Source organism: Adonisia turfae CCMR0081 (assembly GCF_011009555.1).
GTDB classification, from domain to species: Bacteria; Cyanobacteriota; Cyanobacteriia; order Phormidesmidales; family Phormidesmidaceae; genus Leptothoe; species Leptothoe turfae.
This window is the reverse complement of record NZ_QXHD01000003.1, coordinates 411,371-430,058: the sequence shown is the minus strand read 5'-3', so window position 1 is coordinate 430,058 and position 18,688 is coordinate 411,371. Positions and strand designations below refer to the sequence as shown.

17 protein-coding genes are annotated in these 18,688 nt (G+C 49.2%); 12 read left to right on the top strand and 5 right to left on the bottom strand.

Annotation, left to right across the window (positions count from 1 at the left end; genetic code table 11):
- Nucleotides 1-10 precede the first annotated feature (10 nt).
- The 6 genes from DXZ20_RS02540 (at nt 11) to DXZ20_RS37175 (ending at nt 5,997) form a co-directional block, all read left to right on the top strand.
- A complete protein-coding gene (locus tag DXZ20_RS02540) occupies nt 11-991 on the top strand; it encodes an AAA family ATPase (protein ID WP_163696236.1) in 981 nt (326 codons plus the stop codon).
- Nucleotides 992-994: 3 nt separating this feature from the next.
- On the top strand, nt 995-2,332 hold the full coding sequence (locus DXZ20_RS02535; RefSeq protein ID WP_163696235.1) for a DUF58 domain-containing protein: 1,338 nt from the start codon (nt 995-997) through the stop codon (nt 2,330-2,332).
- Nucleotides 2,317-3,495 (top strand): hypothetical protein, encoded by a 1,179-nt coding sequence (locus DXZ20_RS02530; RefSeq protein WP_163695720.1) that lies wholly within the window; start codon nt 2,317-2,319, stop codon nt 3,493-3,495. The genes DXZ20_RS02535 and DXZ20_RS02530 overlap by 16 nt, the downstream gene beginning before the upstream one ends.
- A 559-nt stretch (nt 3,496-4,054) precedes the next feature.
- The gene (locus DXZ20_RS02525; RefSeq protein WP_163696233.1) at nt 4,055-5,134 is read left to right on the top strand and encodes a calcium-binding protein; all 1,080 of its coding nucleotides are present in this window, start codon (nt 4,055-4,057) and stop codon (nt 5,132-5,134) included.
- Between the two features lie 230 nt (nt 5,135-5,364).
- Nucleotides 5,365-5,673 carry a hypothetical protein gene (locus tag DXZ20_RS02520; protein WP_163696231.1) on the top strand — a complete coding sequence of 103 codons (309 nt, stop codon included), beginning with the start codon at nt 5,365-5,367 and terminating at the stop codon, nt 5,671-5,673.
- A 117-nt stretch (nt 5,674-5,790) separates the two neighbouring features.
- Nucleotides 5,791-5,997 (top strand): hypothetical protein, encoded by a 207-nt coding sequence (locus DXZ20_RS37175; protein ID WP_250565017.1) that lies wholly within the window; start codon nt 5,791-5,793, stop codon nt 5,995-5,997.
- Nucleotides 5,998-6,057: 60 nt separating this feature from the next.
- Here the strand turns inward: DXZ20_RS37175 and DXZ20_RS02510 are convergent, their stop codons facing one another.
- The gene (locus DXZ20_RS02510; protein ID WP_163696229.1) at nt 6,058-8,526 is read right to left on the bottom strand and encodes a hypothetical protein; all 2,469 of its coding nucleotides are present in this window, start codon (nt 8,524-8,526) and stop codon (nt 6,058-6,060) included.
- Nucleotides 8,527-8,533: 7 nt separating this feature from the next.
- Nucleotides 8,534-10,426, bottom strand: coding sequence for an NB-ARC domain-containing protein (locus DXZ20_RS02505; protein WP_163696227.1), 1,893 nt, complete (start codon nt 10,424-10,426; stop codon nt 8,534-8,536).
- A gap of 86 nt (nt 10,427-10,512) precedes the next feature.
- On the opposite strand from DXZ20_RS02505, the gene DXZ20_RS02500 reads away from it, so the two are divergent.
- Nucleotides 10,513-10,863 carry a CU044_2847 family protein gene (locus tag DXZ20_RS02500; RefSeq protein WP_163696225.1) on the top strand — a complete coding sequence of 117 codons (351 nt, stop codon included), beginning with the start codon at nt 10,513-10,515 and terminating at the stop codon, nt 10,861-10,863.
- 169 nt (nt 10,864-11,032) lie between these two features.
- Here the strand turns inward: DXZ20_RS02500 and DXZ20_RS02495 are convergent, their stop codons facing one another.
- Nucleotides 11,033-11,416 (bottom strand): endonuclease domain-containing protein, encoded by a 384-nt coding sequence (locus DXZ20_RS02495; protein ID WP_163696223.1) that lies wholly within the window; start codon nt 11,414-11,416, stop codon nt 11,033-11,035.
- 331 nt (nt 11,417-11,747) lie between these two features.
- Between DXZ20_RS02495 and DXZ20_RS02490 the strand changes: the two genes are divergently transcribed.
- From DXZ20_RS02490 to hetR, 5 genes are all read left to right on the top strand, one after another.
- Complete coding sequence (locus DXZ20_RS02490; protein ID WP_163671150.1) at nt 11,748-12,329, top strand: ElyC/SanA/YdcF family protein; 582 nt, start codon at nt 11,748-11,750, stop codon at nt 12,327-12,329.
- A 56-nt stretch (nt 12,330-12,385) separates the two neighbouring features.
- On the top strand, nt 12,386-13,135 hold the full coding sequence (locus DXZ20_RS02485) for a DUF533 domain-containing protein (protein WP_163671149.1): 750 nt from the start codon (nt 12,386-12,388) through the stop codon (nt 13,133-13,135).
- Nucleotides 13,136-13,158: 23 nt separating this feature from the next.
- On the top strand, nt 13,159-14,946 hold the full coding sequence (locus DXZ20_RS02480) for an FAD-dependent oxidoreductase (RefSeq protein WP_163696222.1): 1,788 nt from the start codon (nt 13,159-13,161) through the stop codon (nt 14,944-14,946).
- 114 nt (nt 14,947-15,060) lie between these two features.
- The gene (locus DXZ20_RS02475; RefSeq protein WP_163696220.1) at nt 15,061-15,480 is read left to right on the top strand and encodes a hypothetical protein; all 420 of its coding nucleotides are present in this window, start codon (nt 15,061-15,063) and stop codon (nt 15,478-15,480) included.
- Between the two features lie 263 nt (nt 15,481-15,743).
- Entirely contained in the window at nt 15,744-16,649 is a 906-nt protein-coding gene (hetR, locus tag DXZ20_RS02470) for a heterocyst differentiation master regulator HetR (protein WP_036020477.1), read from the top strand.
- A gap of 168 nt (nt 16,650-16,817) precedes the next feature.
- Here the strand turns inward: hetR and DXZ20_RS02465 are convergent, their stop codons facing one another.
- Together DXZ20_RS02465 and DXZ20_RS02460 are read right to left on the bottom strand one after the other, a co-directional pair.
- Nucleotides 16,818-17,045 carry a hypothetical protein gene (locus tag DXZ20_RS02465; RefSeq protein ID WP_163661409.1) on the bottom strand — a complete coding sequence of 76 codons (228 nt, stop codon included), beginning with the start codon at nt 17,043-17,045 and terminating at the stop codon, nt 16,818-16,820.
- Nucleotides 17,046-17,269: 224 nt separating this feature from the next.
- A complete protein-coding gene (locus DXZ20_RS02460; RefSeq protein WP_163696218.1) occupies nt 17,270-18,622 on the bottom strand; it encodes a hypothetical protein in 1,353 nt (450 codons plus the stop codon).
- Nucleotides 18,623-18,688 lie beyond the last annotated feature (66 nt).

The window sequence follows — 18,688 nt, the reverse complement described above, 5'->3', positions numbered from 1 at the left end:
GGACCCAGCTATGGAATCGTCGACTGTAGATTCAGGTTCAAATACTATTTCTAGCCAAGCTTCTGGACAAGAAATTTATACCCGTTTATCCGAGAATATTCAGCAGATGGTGAAAGGGCAAACTGGGGCTGTGCGTAAGCTGCTGGCCGCCTTTATCAGTGGCGGGCATGTGCTGCTAGAAGACTACCCTGGCACGGGTAAAACCACACTGGCCAAAGCGCTAGCTTTTTCCGTCGATGTTTCCTTCAAGCGAATTCAATTTACGCCTGATTTGCTCCCCTCTGACATTTTGGGCGTCTCAATCTTAAACCCCATCGAACAGTCCTTTCAGTTTCACGAAGGCCCTATTTTTGCCAATATTGTTCTAGCAGATGAGGTGAATCGCGCCTCTCCCCGCACCCAATCGGCGCTGCTGGAAGCCATGGCAGAATCTCAGGTTAGCATTGATGGCACCTTGAGAACGCTAAGCCCACCTTTTTTTGTAATTGCTACCCAAAATCCGGTGGGAGCCCAAGGCACCTATCCCTTACCAGAAGCCCAAATGGATCGGTTTGCCCTGCAGTTTAGTTTGGGCTATATCTCTCCAGAAGAAGAAATGGAGATTTTAGCAAGTCAGCTCCAGCAACATCCCATTGACCAGGTTAAACCCTGTCTCTCACGAGATGATATTTTTACCCTCAAGCAACAGGTGCAGCAGATCCGAGTCAGCGATGAACTCAAGCGTTACATCATTGATATTGTCGGGGCCACCCGCCAAGCAGAAGGGGTACAGCTAGGGGCTAGCCCCAGGGGAGCCATTGCCTTAATGAAACTGGCCCAGGCACTTGCCCTCTTTGATGGTTACGAATTTGTTTTGCCCGAGCAGGTACAAGAGATGGCGCTGTCAGTCCTGGCCCATCGGTTGGTCCTCGAACCCCAGGCCCGATTTTCGGGCCAAACAGCCGATGCGGTGATTCAAGACATCTTAAATGCGACGCCTGTGCCTGCCTGAGCCATGAATCTTTTCTTTTATCGTCTATTTCGATGTTTGGGCTACAGCCTGCGGCAATGGTTAAAAAGGCGATTTACGCCGCTGGGTGTGGGTGTTTTAGTGTTTGCCATCATTGCTGGGCTGGCAGGTCTGGATACCCAGCAGAGTTTGTCTTACCAGGTATTTGCCCTGGCCTGCTTATTATTGACTGTGTCTATGGTGGCTACCGCCTTTTCACGGCCTCGGTTTCAGGTTAGGCGACGGCTACCGCGCTTTGGGACGGTAGGCTTGCCGTTACCCTACCCAGTAACGGTACAGAATTCTACTGGCAAGGATTTTAGGAAACTGAGACTGATTGAAGCGTTTGCCCATTCATTTCCTAGCTTTGAAGACTATCTTGACATTAGCCGTCCAGGCCGCAAGGATGCTCAGTCATGGAGCAAATTAATTGATCAGGCTCAGCGTGCGATCGCACCTGCCGTCGGGATTCCTGTATTGGCAGCCCAGGGCACAACTGAAATCAAAGGTGAGATTACACCCCTACGACGAGGGTTACTACAGTTTGAGACCATGACCCTGGCCTGCCCTGATCCGCTCGGCCTATTTAATGCCTGCGTCAGACTACCCCTGCCCCAATCGGTATTAATCTTGCCAAAGCGCTACCCGGTGCCGTCGTTTCAACTGCCAGAACGTCAAGGGTATCAACCGGGAGGCTTATCGCTTGCCCTATCGGTGGGAGAATCAGAAGAATTTTGGTCCTTGCGCGACTATCGCCCCGGCGACTCGCCGCGCAAGGTTCATTGGAAAAGCTGGGCTAAATTGGGTAAACCGGTGGTGCGAGAAGAACAAGCCGAGTACTTTGTGCATCACGCTCTGGTTTTAGACACCTTTCAACCGGAGTCATTTAGCGAAATTTTAGAAGAGGCGATCTCAGTGGCCGCGTCGTTGGCTGGTGAAATGCAAAACCAGGAGTCCTTACTGGACCTTATCTTTTCAGGCTTAGGTGGTGGATACGTTACCCTGGGCCGAGGTTTAGGCCAAACAGAACGTATCCTTGAGCTGTTAGCGTCGGTAGTCCCCTGTCAGGATAAGCCCTTTGACTCGTTGTTACCAATCATGCAAAGTCGTTTGCCGCTGTTAAGCAGCTGCATCTGCATTTTTCTCACCTGGGATGAGGCCCGCCAGACATTGGTTAAGCAATTACAGTCCGTTAATATCCCCACCTGGGTTTTAATCGTGACCCGTGATCAACACACACTATCGCCGATGTTAGACGATTATCAAAGTCATTTAATGCGGGTTTATCCGTTACCGTTAGGTCACATTCAGCAGGAGCTGCAAGCGATATGCAATTCCATGTAGCCAGCCTGTGCAGTTTGGCATTATGCCTATGGGGATTTCAAACGGAGCTGTGGGGTCTGGCAGTGCCGATGATTGTGTGCATCGAAGGGAGACGGGTGTTCTCCAAGGGCTGGACGCTCTCTAAAAAGGCAACCGTATGGGTTTTGTTTATCTGCATTTCCGTGATCGTGGTGACGCTCCAACTCACGGGTGCTTTCCAGGGCATGCTGCAATTGCTGCCGTTGGCACTGTTTCCACTGATGTTGGCGCAACTTTATACGACCAACCTTTCCCAACGGATGCAAGATTTCTTAGTGAATCCTTCCTTTACCAAGCGAGGAATTCAGTGGAAACGGCCCCCCTTTGACTTTGGTTATGTTTACTTTGGCCTATATTTGTTATCAGCCAGTGCTGTAAACGCCAATAGATTTCTTTTTTATAGTTTAGCTTGGCTGCTGGTCGCCATACTGTTCTTTACCCTGCGGCCTGCGAAACCTAAAGTGATGGCTTGGCTTGGTTTAATCTGTTTGGCTGGAATTTTGGGCATTTGGGCCCATAGGCAATTGAGCCAATTTCAGTTTGATCATACCTCGCTTAATAATGGTAATGGACAAGGTAATGGACAGGGCTATGGACAAGGTAATGGACAGGGCTATGGACAAGGTGATGGGTTTTCTCAAGGCCTTAATCAAGATAGTCCTTTGGAATTGATGTTACGGAGGTTAGGGGAAAAACTATTAGCGTCTATCCAAGAACAACTACCGCAAGATACCAAATCTAGAGTGCTACTTCTGCTAATTTTCTTAGGTATTGTCACTATTGGTGGTCTCTTGATCTGGTGGTGGAGACGAAGGCGACAGAAAATGCTTGCTAAAAATGTGGTTTTTGGGATGCGATCGCAACCGACTCTCCCCGGTATCGATTCAGAGTTTTACCAAATCGAACAGATTTTCAAGCAATTAAAACTGAGGCGCAGACCTGCGGAGAACCTACAGCATTGGATGGAACGACTAACCGAAAAACTATCTGTTGCTCAGGTAGAAGCACTCAAACCGATTATCCAACTACATTATCGCTATCGTTTTGATCCTGAAGGTATTGATGCTGCTGAGAGAAATCAGCTGAGGTCCCTAAGCCAATCCTGGTTAGACAGTTATCGTGTCAGCCAGGATGCTCAAGGGTAGATGGGTGGCCTGTCCTGAGCGAAGTCGTTGGCATAGCCTTCCCAGGGGGAATAGGGATGGGTGGATGGGATTTGGGCAGGGAGATTGGAGATGGGGTGAAGAGGGAATTGGTTAGGAGTTGGTTGGAGGTGTGGCGATGCATCGTACCCTACCTGGCACAAGACTATTATGGCGATTAACAAAACATATTTTATTCAGGCCAACCAGTATCTTCAGAAAACCTTTAAACACTAGTAGATTTTTCATCCTCTCCAGTTCCTAGAGTCCGTACTGTAGATATTCCTACATCAACGGCCTTACTGATCTAGAAAGAGGGTGATTTTTTAGCATAAGTAAACTATCTAATCGTGATTTCTACGGTTGTGTTTAACGTAATAAACTAGTGAAGTTGTTGAAAATTTTTACCAGACTAGGTAATTGTTCTTGCAAAATCTGTTTCGTTAGCTTTATTCTCTCCTGATATTAGATAAGGAGCTATTACCGATTTCCTCTCTATCGGTAACTTATAGAATCGGCACAGGCTCTAAAGCCAATAAAACCGCTATCAGTCGAGAGATACATGAGTACACAAGGGAACGCATCACTTATTGCCGACATTGAACTGGCTCTATTAGCCAAGATTGAAGAAATTATTGGTGATGGTGGAGACAATACACTTTTTGGCAATAAAGAACCAAACAAACTGACTGGCCAAGCGGGCAATGACACCCTTCGCGGGAGAGCTGGAGATGACATTCTTTTAGGAGGCGAAGGCAACGACACCCTATTTGGCGGTCGTGATAATGACATTCTCCTGGGTGGCATCGGCAATGATAATTTGCGGGGTGGAAAAGGCAATGATTCTCTTTTGGGTGGTTTTGGTAATGATCGCCTGGCAGGCCAAGCTGGTGATGACATTATCATTGGTGATGAAAGACTCACCGCCCAAGACTATGATGCCGATGGCTATTTGTTAGATACTACCAATGCTCTCCATGGCAATGATCGCCTAATAGGTGGTGATGGCAATGACTTTCTACAAGATCAATTAGGTAGTGATCGTCTAATTGGTGGAGCTGGAGATGATGTTTTGGTAAGTATCAGTGATGCGAATGCTCCGGCTGAGAACACGAGAATCGTTGCTAATCAGGATGATGGCAATGATGTTGATAAACTTGTCTTTGCGAAAAAATTCTACAATCCCGATGGTCTGGCAGCGAATGATAGGCTAACTGGTGGTGCTGGTGCAGACACCTTTAAATTTGACATCCTTATGAACGCACCTGCTGCTATCTATACGCAGCATCTGCAAGACGACGGCCTGGTCAACTGGGGCATGGGAGCTGTTGCTGGGGAAAATGACAACTACCATGACCACTGGGTTGAGAGTATTGGTCGTGATACAATCACTGACTTTAGCGGTACCGGCGGCGAAGGGGACCAAATTATCATTACTGGCCATACTGTCACTTACAAGGTGATCAAGGAGCTAGATGAACGCATTGTGCTTGGTGTTTATACTGATCAAGGCGGGGACGGTGTACGCGGGGGCGGTGCCCATGATCTGGATGTGCTGGGTGTGATTAACGTTAAGCATGACGGTAATTTTAACCTGGCCAACGACGTCACTGTTGTAAAAGCTGATCTAGGCGCATTCTAACCTTGCCTAATGTTTACCTGTAATTGATACAGATGTGGGCTACTACAGTCAGTGTAGTAGCCCATTTTAAATGGCTAGTTCTCATTGGATATGGGGTGAAGGGGGAATCGGTTAGGAGGCGAAGTGGGTTGGAAGTGGTGCGATGCATCGCACCCTACCCGGCTCAACTATGCAAATGTCAATTACTTAGCGGACGGCATTAGAATAGGCTTAGCCTATGGAGAAGTCCCATGACCACGGTGTTAGAAGCTTTGCAATCTGCGCAATTTGTTGTGGATACCACAGGGCAAAAAGTCGCTGTACAGGTGACGCCCGCAGTGTGGGAGGCGCTTATTAACTGGTTAAAAACTGCAGACAGTGTTCCAACGGTGGAGGAATTATTGGGATTGGCCGACGAAGTGCCACAGGCAAACCTTCAATCTGAGGTTCATGTTGCCCAAGAAGATGCCACGCTGACCTACTCTGCTATGAAGTTATCAGAGTCTTCCTTTGCCAAGGTGTGGGATAACCCGGAGGATGACATCTACAATGACCTATAAGTTTGGGGATGTTGTTTTGGTGCCATTTCCGTTTACGAACCAGGTAACGAGTAAGAAACGTCCAGCGGTCATTGTCATTCAGATGGGTATAATCAGCGGCACATCGATATTGTCTTGATGGGGATTACCGGTCAAACAAGTGCAACGGCATATGCTGATAATGTTGTGATTCAGGATTGGAAATCGGCTGGTCTTTTGAAGCCATCGGTGATTAAGCCAATTGTTATGACGGTGGAAAAGGAACTAATTTTGAAGCAGCTAGGGGCTTTGTCGGAACAGGATAAGCTGTTTTTGGTTAAGTTGTTGACAGAAATCCTGGGCTAGGAGGGCATAGCCGCCCCCCAACTCAAAACTCAACATTCAACACTCAAAACTCACAAAGCGTCACGGCCATTGAGCGCAGACATCTCGGACAGCTTGCAAGATATCTGAAAAGGCTTGCTCATCGCCTAGCTCTAAAATGATGGGGCAAATGTCGGGTAGTTCTTCAAGCAAATTTTTGCGGTTTTGATAGGCTAATACCTCCAGCATGACAGTCCAGTCAGCAAAGGTAATGGTTAGCTTCATCAGGTAGGGTAATAAGCCTCGAAGAGCCCGGGATCGAAAATAGGGGTCTTGAATTTGCCACATCATTTCCAAAGCTTTAGCTAATAATGCTTCTGGCAAATATTTAGCCAAATTACTCAACGCCACTGCTCGCGAAGATTCATCTTTGAGCTCTATAGCTATTGACAAAGCTTCTGGCAATAATTCTGGCGTCAACTGCTTAGACATCCCTTGGATCCCATACACTCGTTCAGATTCATCGGCAATCTCTCGCGTTACAGCTAGCGCTTCCGGCAATAGCTCCGGCAACTGCTTCGATAGCTCACTTAACGCAGACGCTCGTTCAGATTCACTGGTAATTTCTCGCGTTACAGCTAACGCTTCCGACAATAGCTCCAGTGGCAACTGCTTCGATAGCTCACTTAACGCATACACTCGTTCAGATTCACTGGTAATTTCTCGCGTTACAGCTAGCGCTTCCGACAATAGCTCTGGGAAATGCTTCGACAACTCACTAAGTATAGATGCTCGAGAAGATCCATTAACAATCTCTCGCGTTACAGCTAACGCTTCCGGCAATAGCTCCGGCGGCAAGTGCTTCGATAGCTCACGCAGAACATGCGCACGAAAAAAATCAAAGGTGATCTCTCGCGTCACAGCTAACGCTTCCGGCAATAGCTCTGGAAACTGATTCGACAGCTTATGTAACACAGATACTCGAGAATATTCATCGGCGATCTCTCGCGTTACAGCTAACGCTTCCGGCAATAGCTCCGGCAACTGCTTCGACAGCTTATGCAACACAGATGCTCGAGAATATTCATCGGCGATCTCTCGCGTTACAGCTAACGCTTCCGACAATAGCTCCGGCGGCAACTGTTTCGACAGCTCACGTAGCATAGAAATTCGAGAAGATTCAATAGTAATCTCTCGCGTTACAGCTATCGCCTCTGGTAATAGCTCTGGCAATTGCTTCGATAACTTACTCAGAGCAGATGCTCGAGGAGATTCATTGGCAATTTCTCGCGTTACAGCTAACACTTCTGGTAATAGCTCTGGTGGCAACTGTTTCGACAGCTCACACAGTATAGACGCTCGAGAAAATTCATTAATAATCTTTCTCGTTACAGCTAACGCTTCCAGCAATAGCTCCGGCAACTGCTTAGATAGCTCACACAGTATAGACGCTCGTTTATATTCATCGGCAATCTTTCTCGTTACAGCTAGCGCTTCCGGCAATAGCTCCGGCAACTGCTTAGATAGCTCACACAGTATAGACGCTCGTTCAGATTCATCAGCAATCTCCCGAGTTACAGCTATCACTTCCGGTAATAGCTCCGGTGGCAATTGCTTCGACAGTTCACGCAGTGCAGACACTCGTTCAGATTCGTCAGCAATCTCCCGAGTTACAGCTATCACCTCCGGTAATAGCTTTGGCTGCTGCTTCGACAGCTCACGCAACGCATTCGCACGATAATATGAAGAGGCAATCTCCCGAGTTGCAGCTACCGCTTCCGGTAATAGCTTTGACAGTTGCTTTGACAATGTAACCAGAGCAAGAGCCTGATCATCTGTATTTTCAATTTGACGGGCAATCACCAAAGCTTCTGAAAGATAATCTGCTGGTAGCTTGTCAAGAATCTTCTGCAATGCATAGGCTCGATAGGAAAATCCTTGAGTGCTATCACGGTGATCTCCATAACGATCCTGTATTTGACCAATAGCTACCAAAACATCTGACCACAGCTGTGGAAATTTCTCTGCCAGTTTCCCCAACACATAGGACCGGTAAGCTGCCTCCTTAATTTGTCCCACGGTCTTCTGCACCTCTGGCAGCAAAGACTCTGGCATATGAGGCACAATTTTTGAAATACAAACCGCCCGCTGCCAGGGGTTCTGCGCCTGCTGCGCATAGGCCAGTCCCTGAGCCGGAGACCAAACTTCTTTCTCCACTAGCGCCCCCACCAACTCCGCAGGCACATTACTCGCCATACTATTTATCGAAGTCCGCATCAACGCATAGCGAAACAACAGCACCAGTGTTTCCCCTGGTTCATTCTTATAATTCTTCTTCGCCAGCTCCCACGCCCGTGCAACATCATTTACAAACCCTGCAGGCTTCCCAATCCCATCACAGGCCTCATACCAACCATTCCGCCCATCCGCATTACTCGCCTGCAACAACCCATGAATCTCCTGTACCTGCTTCGCCTGCTCCATATGCCAGGTAAGCCGGTCAAAAATATACCCATCATCCGTCAGCGTATGCCACTGCCCCCGCTCCGTCTTCGCCCGGTACCGCCCCAAAAACTCACTATGGGCTTTCCGCTTTCGTCATCCCCAACCCTGGCAGGTCCCCTTCCTGCAGAGGCTGTGGTGCACTCACCAACAACCGCTGCGCCAAATCATGCATCAAATCATGCATCCGAAATGTGCGCCGCGCCTCAGGTCCTGCCTGCTTCGCCCCCAGCAACAACAATGCCTTTGAGCTAAACGTCCGCAATATCGACCCCGCCTGCCGCTTCGACACCTGCCAAAGCATCACCGCCATCTCCTGGGTCAGACTCACATCCTCCGGCACAATTCCCAGCCACGCAAACTGCCGCAACTGCTCCGCCGACAGCTGCTTCAAACTCAAGTTAAAACAAGCTGTCAGACTATACTTCCGCCGCTTCGCATCATCGGGGATATCCTCTCGACCATAAAGATCCAACGCCTCCAGACGCACCACCTCATCCTGAAAGTCCTCAAACAGTTCAGTCCAGGTCACACCTTCCTCAATCTGCGACGCTGCCAGCTCCAGCGCCAATGGCAAATATCCCACCCGCGCCGCAAAATCCAACGCCTGCTGCCGATCCTCTGCGCTCAGCTCCTCTTTGAGCTTTTGCGTCATTAGCTCCAGAGCCTGCTCCGGAGTCATCACATTCAGACTGTACTTATGCGCCTCCGGAATCTTCGCCTGCCGTGTCGTCACCAGCACACAACAACCATTGCCACCTACCCGAAACGGCTCCAAATGCGCCGGATTCCAAACATCATCCACCACCAGCAGCGCTTTTTTGTCATACAACAACGTCCGTAAATGGTTCGACGCGGCTTCTACCGCCGTGGGCTTATAGTCATGGTCCCCCAGAGCCTGTATCCACCCACTCAACAACGGCAAAATATCCGGGTTCTGGCCTAACGTGGACCACAAAATCCCATCCGCAAAGCGAGCCTGCACCTCATCATCATGGGCCAGCTTCGATGCCAGCACCGACTTACCAATGCCACCGAGACCATAGATGGCACTAACAACCAATGTGCCAAATGTTTTCTTGTCGTCACATAGCAGTTGTTCTTTTACCTTGTCCTGGTGCTCTGGTCGCTCTACAAAATGCTCCGGTAACGGCGGCATCTGTAACGGGATACCCCAGTTACGACGAGATTTTTTCTCGGTGTCAGCAACAGATCCATAAATCTCCTCACCATTCTGTTGTCTACCCTGAAACCACACAATCGGCAAGGCCCTACCCTTACCAAAACGTCTCGGCTCCTGGCGGCTATTTTTTAGCGCCTCATCCAGATGGGCAAACACCGTATCACCAGAGATATAACCCTTGTTATTCACCTTTTCAGGCACCAACACATCCAATACCGCACCTGTAAAAACGCTATGGTCTTCCCGCTTCTTTGCCCAGGCACTTTCATGGCCACGACAGGATGTAATCAGATAATAATCTTGCTCAGAATTTAACTCGGCAAAACTACGCTCAACCAGCTCCGATTCAATCAACTCGCCACTGTGGCAAGCATCAATAAACATCACCAGACTGCTTAGATCCGAATCGCAAATCAGATCATTCAGGTCGGAAAACGAAATTGCTTTTGTCTGCCGTTTCGGTTGGTTATTCTCAATAGTGACCGTGCAGTCAGACGTGGCCAGATAGCCTTTTGTACCCCCTAGCCCACCTTTAACGGCCAGACCATGGCCAGTGAAATAAATAAATGCCTCATTTCTAGCTGCATCTTGCTGAATCAGCTGAGTTAGTGCGTCTTCTAGCTCTTCAGCGGTTACATGCCCTGAAAGCACTGTCACCCGTTCACATTGCCCATGGTCTCTAAGGAGTTGTGCTATAGCTTCTGCATCACCAATCGGTTTACTTAAATTTTTGAGGTAGTTGCTTTTGTAATCAGAAATTCCAACAACGAGGGCGTAACGGGCCATGGGCTTAAGACTTTCCAGGAAAACACGGAGTTTAGGACGCCGGCACCCTTAACATAACCGATGTTTTCAGCACACCCTAAAAACCGATGACTGATGTGAATCGCCTCGTCTTGGAAGATGAATCTGGCACTGCCTACACCATGTATTTTGAAGCCGATGACGCTATAGATACGCCGTCACAGACCAGCGATGATGACGAATACGAAGCCATGGGCGTTAGCACTGAGGTTCAGGCGAAGCTCGCAGACATCCATGGCACGCTGAAGAGCTATGCCAACTATGCCCTTGGTGCATTCAAAGGGGTAGCGGGCGCTGAGGTGGAGGAAATTACGCTGAAATTTGGCATTAAGATTGCCGGGTCGACGGGGTTACCGGTCTTAGCGCAGGGCTCGGCGGAGGGCAGTTTTGAAATCGAGGTGAAGTGTAAGCCGAAGTGATGGAAGTGGATGTTTGGAACGGAGGATTAAGCCCTCACCCTAAATCCCTCTCCCCGGGGAGAGGGACTTTGAGAACGGAGATAGGTTTGACCCCGGTAAATCTTGCTAACCCCCTTCTCCCTCGGGGAAAAGGGGCTGGGGGATGAGGGCCAATCCCTAGGCCACAAATTCACCCCGGCAAACATCGCCCAATATCCTCCAATACCTCCTCGATATCATCAAATACCCGTCTATTCTCGAACCGTAACACCTTCAATCCGCAAGCCTGCATCCATGCATCGCGTTCTGCATCCTTTTCTGGCTGTCGTTTATGAACTAGGCCATCCAACTCGATCACCAGCTTTGCCTCATGGCAATAGAAGTCAGCAATAAAGCGACCGATATTGTGCTGACGTCGAAATTTAAAACCGTGTAATCGACGCGATCGCAAACATTCCCATAAAATACATTCTGCCGTAGTCTGCCGCAGCCGCAGCTCACGTGCACGCTGTAGCAATATTTCAGGAATCCGACGGTTACGGCCTGATAAAAGAGAAAGGTCTAGATCAGTCATGGGGCTAACATGCCCGGGGCCTCACCCTAAATCCCTCTCCCCGAGGAGGGGATTTTGAGAACGGAGATGCATTTTACCCAGGCAAATCTTGCTAAACCCCTATCTCCCCTTCTCCCTGGGGAGAAGGGGCCGGGGGATGAGGGCTGATTTTCTCCCCGAGGGAGAAGGGGCTGGGGGATGAGGGCAATCCATTGTTAAAACAAGCGCACATTTTCCCAAACGGGCATGGTAGCCTCCTTTAGAATGAGGAATTATCAGTTATCATCACCTACTTACCAATAGTTCAGCCTTACTATTTCAGCTCGTCCACCCCTTTTTGAGGAACCCATCAGTGCCTAAAGTGCGTCGCAAAAATCGTCGCTTAACTCTGGCGTCCTTGCTGCTCTTAGCAACAGGACTCTGGCTTGGTCAATGGCACATACGCGGTCGCCTATCGTCACCAACGGTTGCGCTGGTCTTAGGGGGGGACACTCATCGGGAAGAGTTTGCGGCTGAATTCGCCACTGATCATCCTGACATAGACGTATGGATTTCATCGGGGGCCAATCCTGAATACGCCACTTGGGTATTTCAAGAATCTCAGGTATCCCTAGAAAGGCTGCATTTGGACTATCGAGCCGTAGATACGGTGACTAACTTTACGACGTTAGTTGATGATTTTGAACGGCTGGGAATCAAAAGCGTTTATTTAATTACATCGGACTACCACATGCGACGGGCAAATACCATCGCCACCATCGTGTTAGGTAGTCGCGGCATTCATTACAAGCCTTTACCCGTAGCTTCTGAACGTCCACCAGAGCCATTGCTCCGCAGCTTTCGTGATGGAGGTCGCTCAATTCTATGGGTATTTACTGGTAAAACTGGATCGGAGTTGGCTCAGCTGTCGTCCAAGTTGCCCGCTCTTCCGTAGCTGTTGGGGCAGGGTTGCTCTCCCCGGCAGACATTTGATGTTTTTCGAGGCTGGCTATGTCTTCTACATTGAAGGATTCTCTCTACACTGAAGAACAGATTAAAGCCTGGTTGCGAGGGCTGTTGGCGATTGCCTGGGCCGATGGTGAGTTTGATGCTCAAGAGCAAGAGCTGATCCACACTATGATGGATGAGGATTTTGCCCCAGGTCTGGATTTTGAAACCTTTGAGCCCATTACACCAGCAGATCTAGCAACTGTCCTCAAGCCAAATCCAGGCGCTGCGGAAAACTTTTTGCGAATGGCGGTGATGGTTGCGATCGCAGACGGCATCTACTCCGCCGCCGAAGATAAAGTCCTTATGGAGTTCTGCCAGGCCCTCAATCTCGATACAGCCATCCTACAGACCCTGCAATCAACCCTCTACAACCTGCGTCAGATCAAGGAAGAGGTTCAACCTGGCACCAGTCTGATCAAAGATAAAAAAGATAAAGCCACCCCCGTCGCCGCTGCTGCCAGTCCCCTACAGCCCCCCACTCCCAAAACCGGCCCTGATCCGCTTAAGCCCATGCGCGAGTGGCTGGACCAGCTAGAAGTCCAAGACCCGCGTCTGGCCCGCTTTGTCTGCAAAATGATCCCATCCCAGTGCCCCTTTGAGCGCGATGTCACCCTATTTGGCAAAAAGGTGGTACACATTCCGCCCATGTGTAAGCTCAACCCACTTTACGAACAGCTAGTGGGGCTAAGATTTCGGGCCCTGTCTCATCTAGCCGATGACCTGGGCGAGGATGTCACACCTTATTTGTAGAAGAACTTAAAACTCAGGGTGTGATGGAAAATCTTAAAACTGAAGTCCTCGTAGTCGGCGGCGGCACGGGCGGTACTGCGGCGGCCATCCAAGCGGCCCGGTTAGGTGCACAGGTATTGTTAGTGAGCGAATGGCCCTGGTTGGGCGGCATGCTCACCGCTGCTGGAGTCACCGCACCCGATGGCAATGAGCTAGCCGCATTTCAAACGGGTCTGTGGGGAGCGTTTCTGAGAGAGCTGGAACAACGTCAACCAGGGGGCTTACACAATGGCTGGGTGAGCTTCTTCACCTATGAACCAGCGGTGGGCGCGAGCATTTTTGCCGACTGGGTAGCCGCTCTGCCCAATTTGACCTGGCGTTGGGGCCACCACCCTCGAGAAGTACTGCGGTCAGGCAACCGGGTCACTGGAGTGGTATTTGACCCGTTTTCCGTAGAAGCCCAAATCACAATCGATGGCACTGAGCTGGGAGATTTACTGGCCTTGGGAAACATCCCCTATCGTTGGGGGTGGGAATCGCAGGAGCAGTGGCAGGAACCTAGTGCACCTAACTCTCTCACCGATCCTGCTGATCCGTTGTTTCCTGCCATTCAGCAATACCCGGTGCAAGCCCCCACCTGGGTCGTCGTAATGCAGGACTACGGCACAGGAGAAACTGCGCCACTGATTCCCTCAACTGGCTCCCAAGCCTCGTTTGTCGGGGCCTGGGAGGGCTATGGTCCAGAGCAGTTTCTCAACTATGGGCGGCTGCCAGGCAATCGCTTTATGATCAACTGGCCCCAGCAGGGAAATGACTACGGTGTGGGCCTGGAGCGCCTGATTGAGCCAGAGACGACGCGTTATGACTATTGGCAGGAGGCCAAGAACCACAGCCAGGAGTTTGCTCGTTTTATTCAGGCTCAACTAGGGCAACGCTATGGTTTAGCCGGGGGTGCCTTCCCTGAGCTGGAAGGCACCCCCGGCGGCGGTGGGTTTGCCCTTTATCCTTACTACCGTGAGAGTCGGCGACTGGTGGGGCTAACGACCGTGAGCGAGCGAGATATTTTGCCAGTGCCGGGTAGTCAGGTGGCTCCGTTGCCAGTGAATGAAGAGGGTGTGGTGGATGCGATCGCAATCGGCAACTATCCCAACGACCACCATTATCCTGGCTTCAAGATGCCCCTTGCCCCCAAAGCTATTGGTTGGGGAGGCCGCTGGACAGGAACACCCTTTACTATTCCTTACCGAGCCCTGGTGCCAGCTACTGTTGATGGGCTCTTAGCCTGCGACAAAAACATTTCCGTCACTCATATTGCCAACGGAGCCACCCGTCTCCAGCCCATTGTCTTAGGCATAGGACAAGCTGCTGGGGCAGCTGCCGCCCTATGCATCCAGCATCCATGCCAACAACCCAGGGAACTGCCCGTAAAGCACCTACAGTACACTCTGCTACGGGACCCTCAAGCCCCTGCCATGCTTATCCCCTGCTTTGACCTATTGCCTCAAGACGAACATTGGCTCAATCAACAAACAACATTTCTAGATACCCCAACGGCATATCCCGCAAGTGGCTTTACAGACTCTTCAAGAACATCGAGCCAGAATTTCACGTCTGGTAACCATATTTTCTACGGCCATTATCAACGGGGTAAAGACCATAGTCATCAGCTGCTTAGGGATACTGAAACCATTAGCCTTGTCGCTATCTCTCCCCAAGCAGCAATGCAACTAATGCAGGTCACTGCTGGCAGCAAAGTTAAGGTTTTCGGCATTCATAATCTGGGTGGTGCCTGGATTTTAGTCAAAGCTATCCAATCAGTGGACGATGTGTAACACACAGTACTAAAAATCGGTGTTACCACCCACACTTTTTTCACGTAGTTTTTCCTGAGTTATTTGTCAATTCCATGTAATCAGAAAGTAGCAATACTACTCATTTTCTGACCCATGAGAATTTCTCTATCGGTAATGTCAGTTGCTACTACCATCAGCCTTTGCAGCTTACTAGGACTATCTATTACTTCTAGCTCGCAGTTAGTTGACCGTGGCAGTGGACGAATCACAACAGCTCAAGCTGACCGTGGCAGTGGACGAATCACAAATACCCAAGTTGACCGTGGCAGTGGACGAATCACAAATACCCAAGCTGACCGTGGCAGTGGCCGGATCACGATTGCTCAAGCTGACCGTGGCAGCGGTCGGATCACGATTGCCCAAGCTGACCGTGGCAGTGGTCGGATCACAAATACTCAAGTTGACCGTGGCAGTGGACGAGTTACAACCGACCAATCTTATCGCGGTAGCGGTCGTATTATGAACGAAACCATTGACCAAGCGTACCGTGGCAGTGGTCGTTTAGTTGCTTAGAGGATAGTTTTATGGCCCCTAACCAACTTTTTCAGCAAAAGGCCACACAAAACACTATAGATATTAATCAGAAAAAGTTTTACGCTAACCGTTACAAGCTAGTGAGGAAATTAGCTATCAATGTTGAAGTTCCTCTGTCTGATTAAACAAATCAAGAATTATTGGTGCTTCTTTAAGGTAGCCTAGTTCCACTACGTAGATTTCCATTCGCTATATCAGCGTGTGTCTATCCCTAAGCGTCCATGACCAATGTTCAATCACCGATGACTGCTGATGCAGATCTGATTAAACGCCTGGAACCCAGTGCCATTGATCAGATCATGATGTACTTGGCATTCAGTGCTATGCGTACTGGCGGTCATCGCCACGGTGCGTTCCTAGATGCGGCAGCGACCGCAGCCAAGTGTGCAATCTACACGACTTATATAGAGCAGGGCCAAAACCTGCGCATGACGGGGCATTTACACCATATTGAACCCAAACGTGTTAAAGCCATCGTAGAAGAAGTACGGCAGGCTTTAAGCGAAGGTAAATTGTTAAAGATGTTGGGTGCTCAAGAACCCCGCTATTTAATTCAATTTCCCTACGTCTGGCTCGAAAAATATCCCTGGGAACCAGGGCGCTCTAGGCTAGTAGGCACTAACCTAACATCAGAAGAAAAAGCCCAAATCGAGCAAAAGCTGCCGTCCAATCTACCAGAGGCTCAACTCATAACCTCATTTCAGTTTGCTGAGCTAATTGAGTTTCTCCATGCTCGTTCTCAAGAATCTGTTCCCAATGGTCGACAGCTGCCGCTGAGTGAAGCCTTAGCAGAACATATCCGCCGTCGCTTACTTTACTCTGGTACGGTCACTCGCATTGATTCTCCATGGGGTATGCCCTTTTATGCATTAGCTCGGGCGTCGTATATTCCGACAGATGATGCTGAAAGAACTTACACCATGATTGAGGATACAGCCCGTTATTTTCGCATCATGCGAGAATGGGTTGCCCGTAAAGATGGCACCATGAGGGTCTTGGAGTCTCTTGATATCCCCGCAGAGAATCGTCAACAGGCCCTTGATGAATTGGATTTACTCTTACGAAAATGGGCTGACAAGTATCACCAAACCGGTGGTGAGCCTATGGTTTTACAAATGGCCGTAGGTGTAGGCGACATTGATGGCTAGTTCAGCCAAAGCTGTCTGTAGCTTCTATTTGGATTCATATTAGCAACGGCATCAGCGAGGGAGGCAATTCCAGCTGATGCCGTTATTATTACGTCTATCACTGCCTAGGATTACTGCCTAAGCATTTTGACTCATCCCACAACAATCTTCTCAACTTAAATACTCTTCTCAAAGAGTATTCCAAGCTTGGGTCAGGATGTCTCCCAGCAGATGGCGACTTTTTCTATCTAACAAGGCATCGTCAGCCATTAGCTCAGTAATAACATCATCCAGGCTTTGACCTTGAGAGCGAGCAGTCTCAATCACATGGATAATCGCAGTGGCTATATGCGCTTCGCTCACAGACTTATCTGGAGAAGAGCTTTCTAAAACAGTTTTTAAAGATGACGGGCTCATATTTTATTAATAGGTAAGATGCAAACTCTACCCGATGGGCTCAGGCAAATCGCAGGAATATTTATCAACTAATACCGACAGATCAGTTCAGACGCACCTGCGAACTAGCATTTGCAAGGAATAGCTACCTGTTCCTCACACATATTGACCAGAAGTTAACAAAGTCTAACCTAAGTTGACCAAGAAAAAGTTTTTAATTTTGGGAATTGCGGTTAAATTTTCCCTTAAGCTTGCGCTGTAGGAGGTTGTTTTTTTAGACGAGGAAAATTTGGTAGATCAATCGCAGATAAGGACGTAATTCGTTTCTGGGGCTTCAATGGATTGACTAAAGGTGATGGAGTACCCTGGGCAGACATTGCAGGCAGATAAGTATCAGTCAATCCCCCTGTACGCGAAGCTTGTACACGAGCCAGGATTTCACTGGCCTGCGGAGATAACTGGGAGGAAATTGTTGTAGCATCCCCTAAGTTATCTGCCATAACAGAGTCGTTAGTTTCATGAGGCTCTTTAGCCCAAGGAGAGGGTTCAGTAAACTGAGAGGGTTCAGTAAACTGAGGAGACTCTTCAGTTTCCATGGGAAGGGTCTGTCCCTCAGCTGCTGGAGCAACTTCATCGGGACCCATTACTCTGGCTAAGTCATGCCACAGCTGATCTTCGGCCTCAGTTGCTAATCTGGTTTCAACCCTCTGAGCATCTAACATGATCTCAGGGGTCTGAACGGTAACCTGAGGTCTGCCTTGCGCTCCCCGAATCAAGGACTCAAGCTGAGGATCTAACTTGCCATGGCCTAATGTAGACTCCCAAGGGCGAATTTCGTCTGCTTTGGGCATGGCCAGGTTTGATACATCAAGCGGTGCGACAGAACTATTGGATGCCTCTGTAGACATACTCAAACACTTTTCAAGGGCGGCTTTGAATTGCAGTGTGTAGCGCTGCTGCCTCTGGAGCCGCGCTCTCAAATCTCGACAGTTTGTATTGGCCTGCAATAATTCCTGAGACTGCTCAGTATTTTGCCTAAGTAGGGTGTTATGCTCGGCTTCTAACTGGGCTGTCCGCTCTCGATAGGCAGCCAACTCTGTCTGTAGGGTTTCGTTTAGCATCTGGTGATGCTGCAATGACTGGTTGCTTTGTTCTAGTTCAGTGACTAACTGTACAATTTCACGATCACCCACACGGTTTACGTCAGGGGCCCGATCAATCTCAGCCTGGAGGGCAGCTTGCGATCGCTCCAGAGATTCTTCTAACTGAGATACCTTAGCCAGCAGTACATCGTTGCACTCATTTAGGTCCCGCACCAAATTAAGCAGTTCGGCCTCACGCTGATGACCAGTCTGCTCAGTAGCGGTTTCAGAAATACTGTTACCTGGGAGTGTGCTAGAAGAATCCATAGCGTTAGTTTGCAAATTAGGGGTAGTCCCTGGAATTTCATCGATAATGACCGTACCTGGGAAATGGACGGTCTGCCAGCTATTGTTATCTGAATTTTCAACAGGTAACTGTGCCCCATGCGACGAAACGTCACGGGGAGTGTTCCCGTTATCAGGAAAACTATCGTTTGATCTGGCGAAATTAAACATTATGTTTCAAAGCGCCGCAATAGCAAAGCGGATAACGATGGCATATTACGCCAATCTCCCCACAGT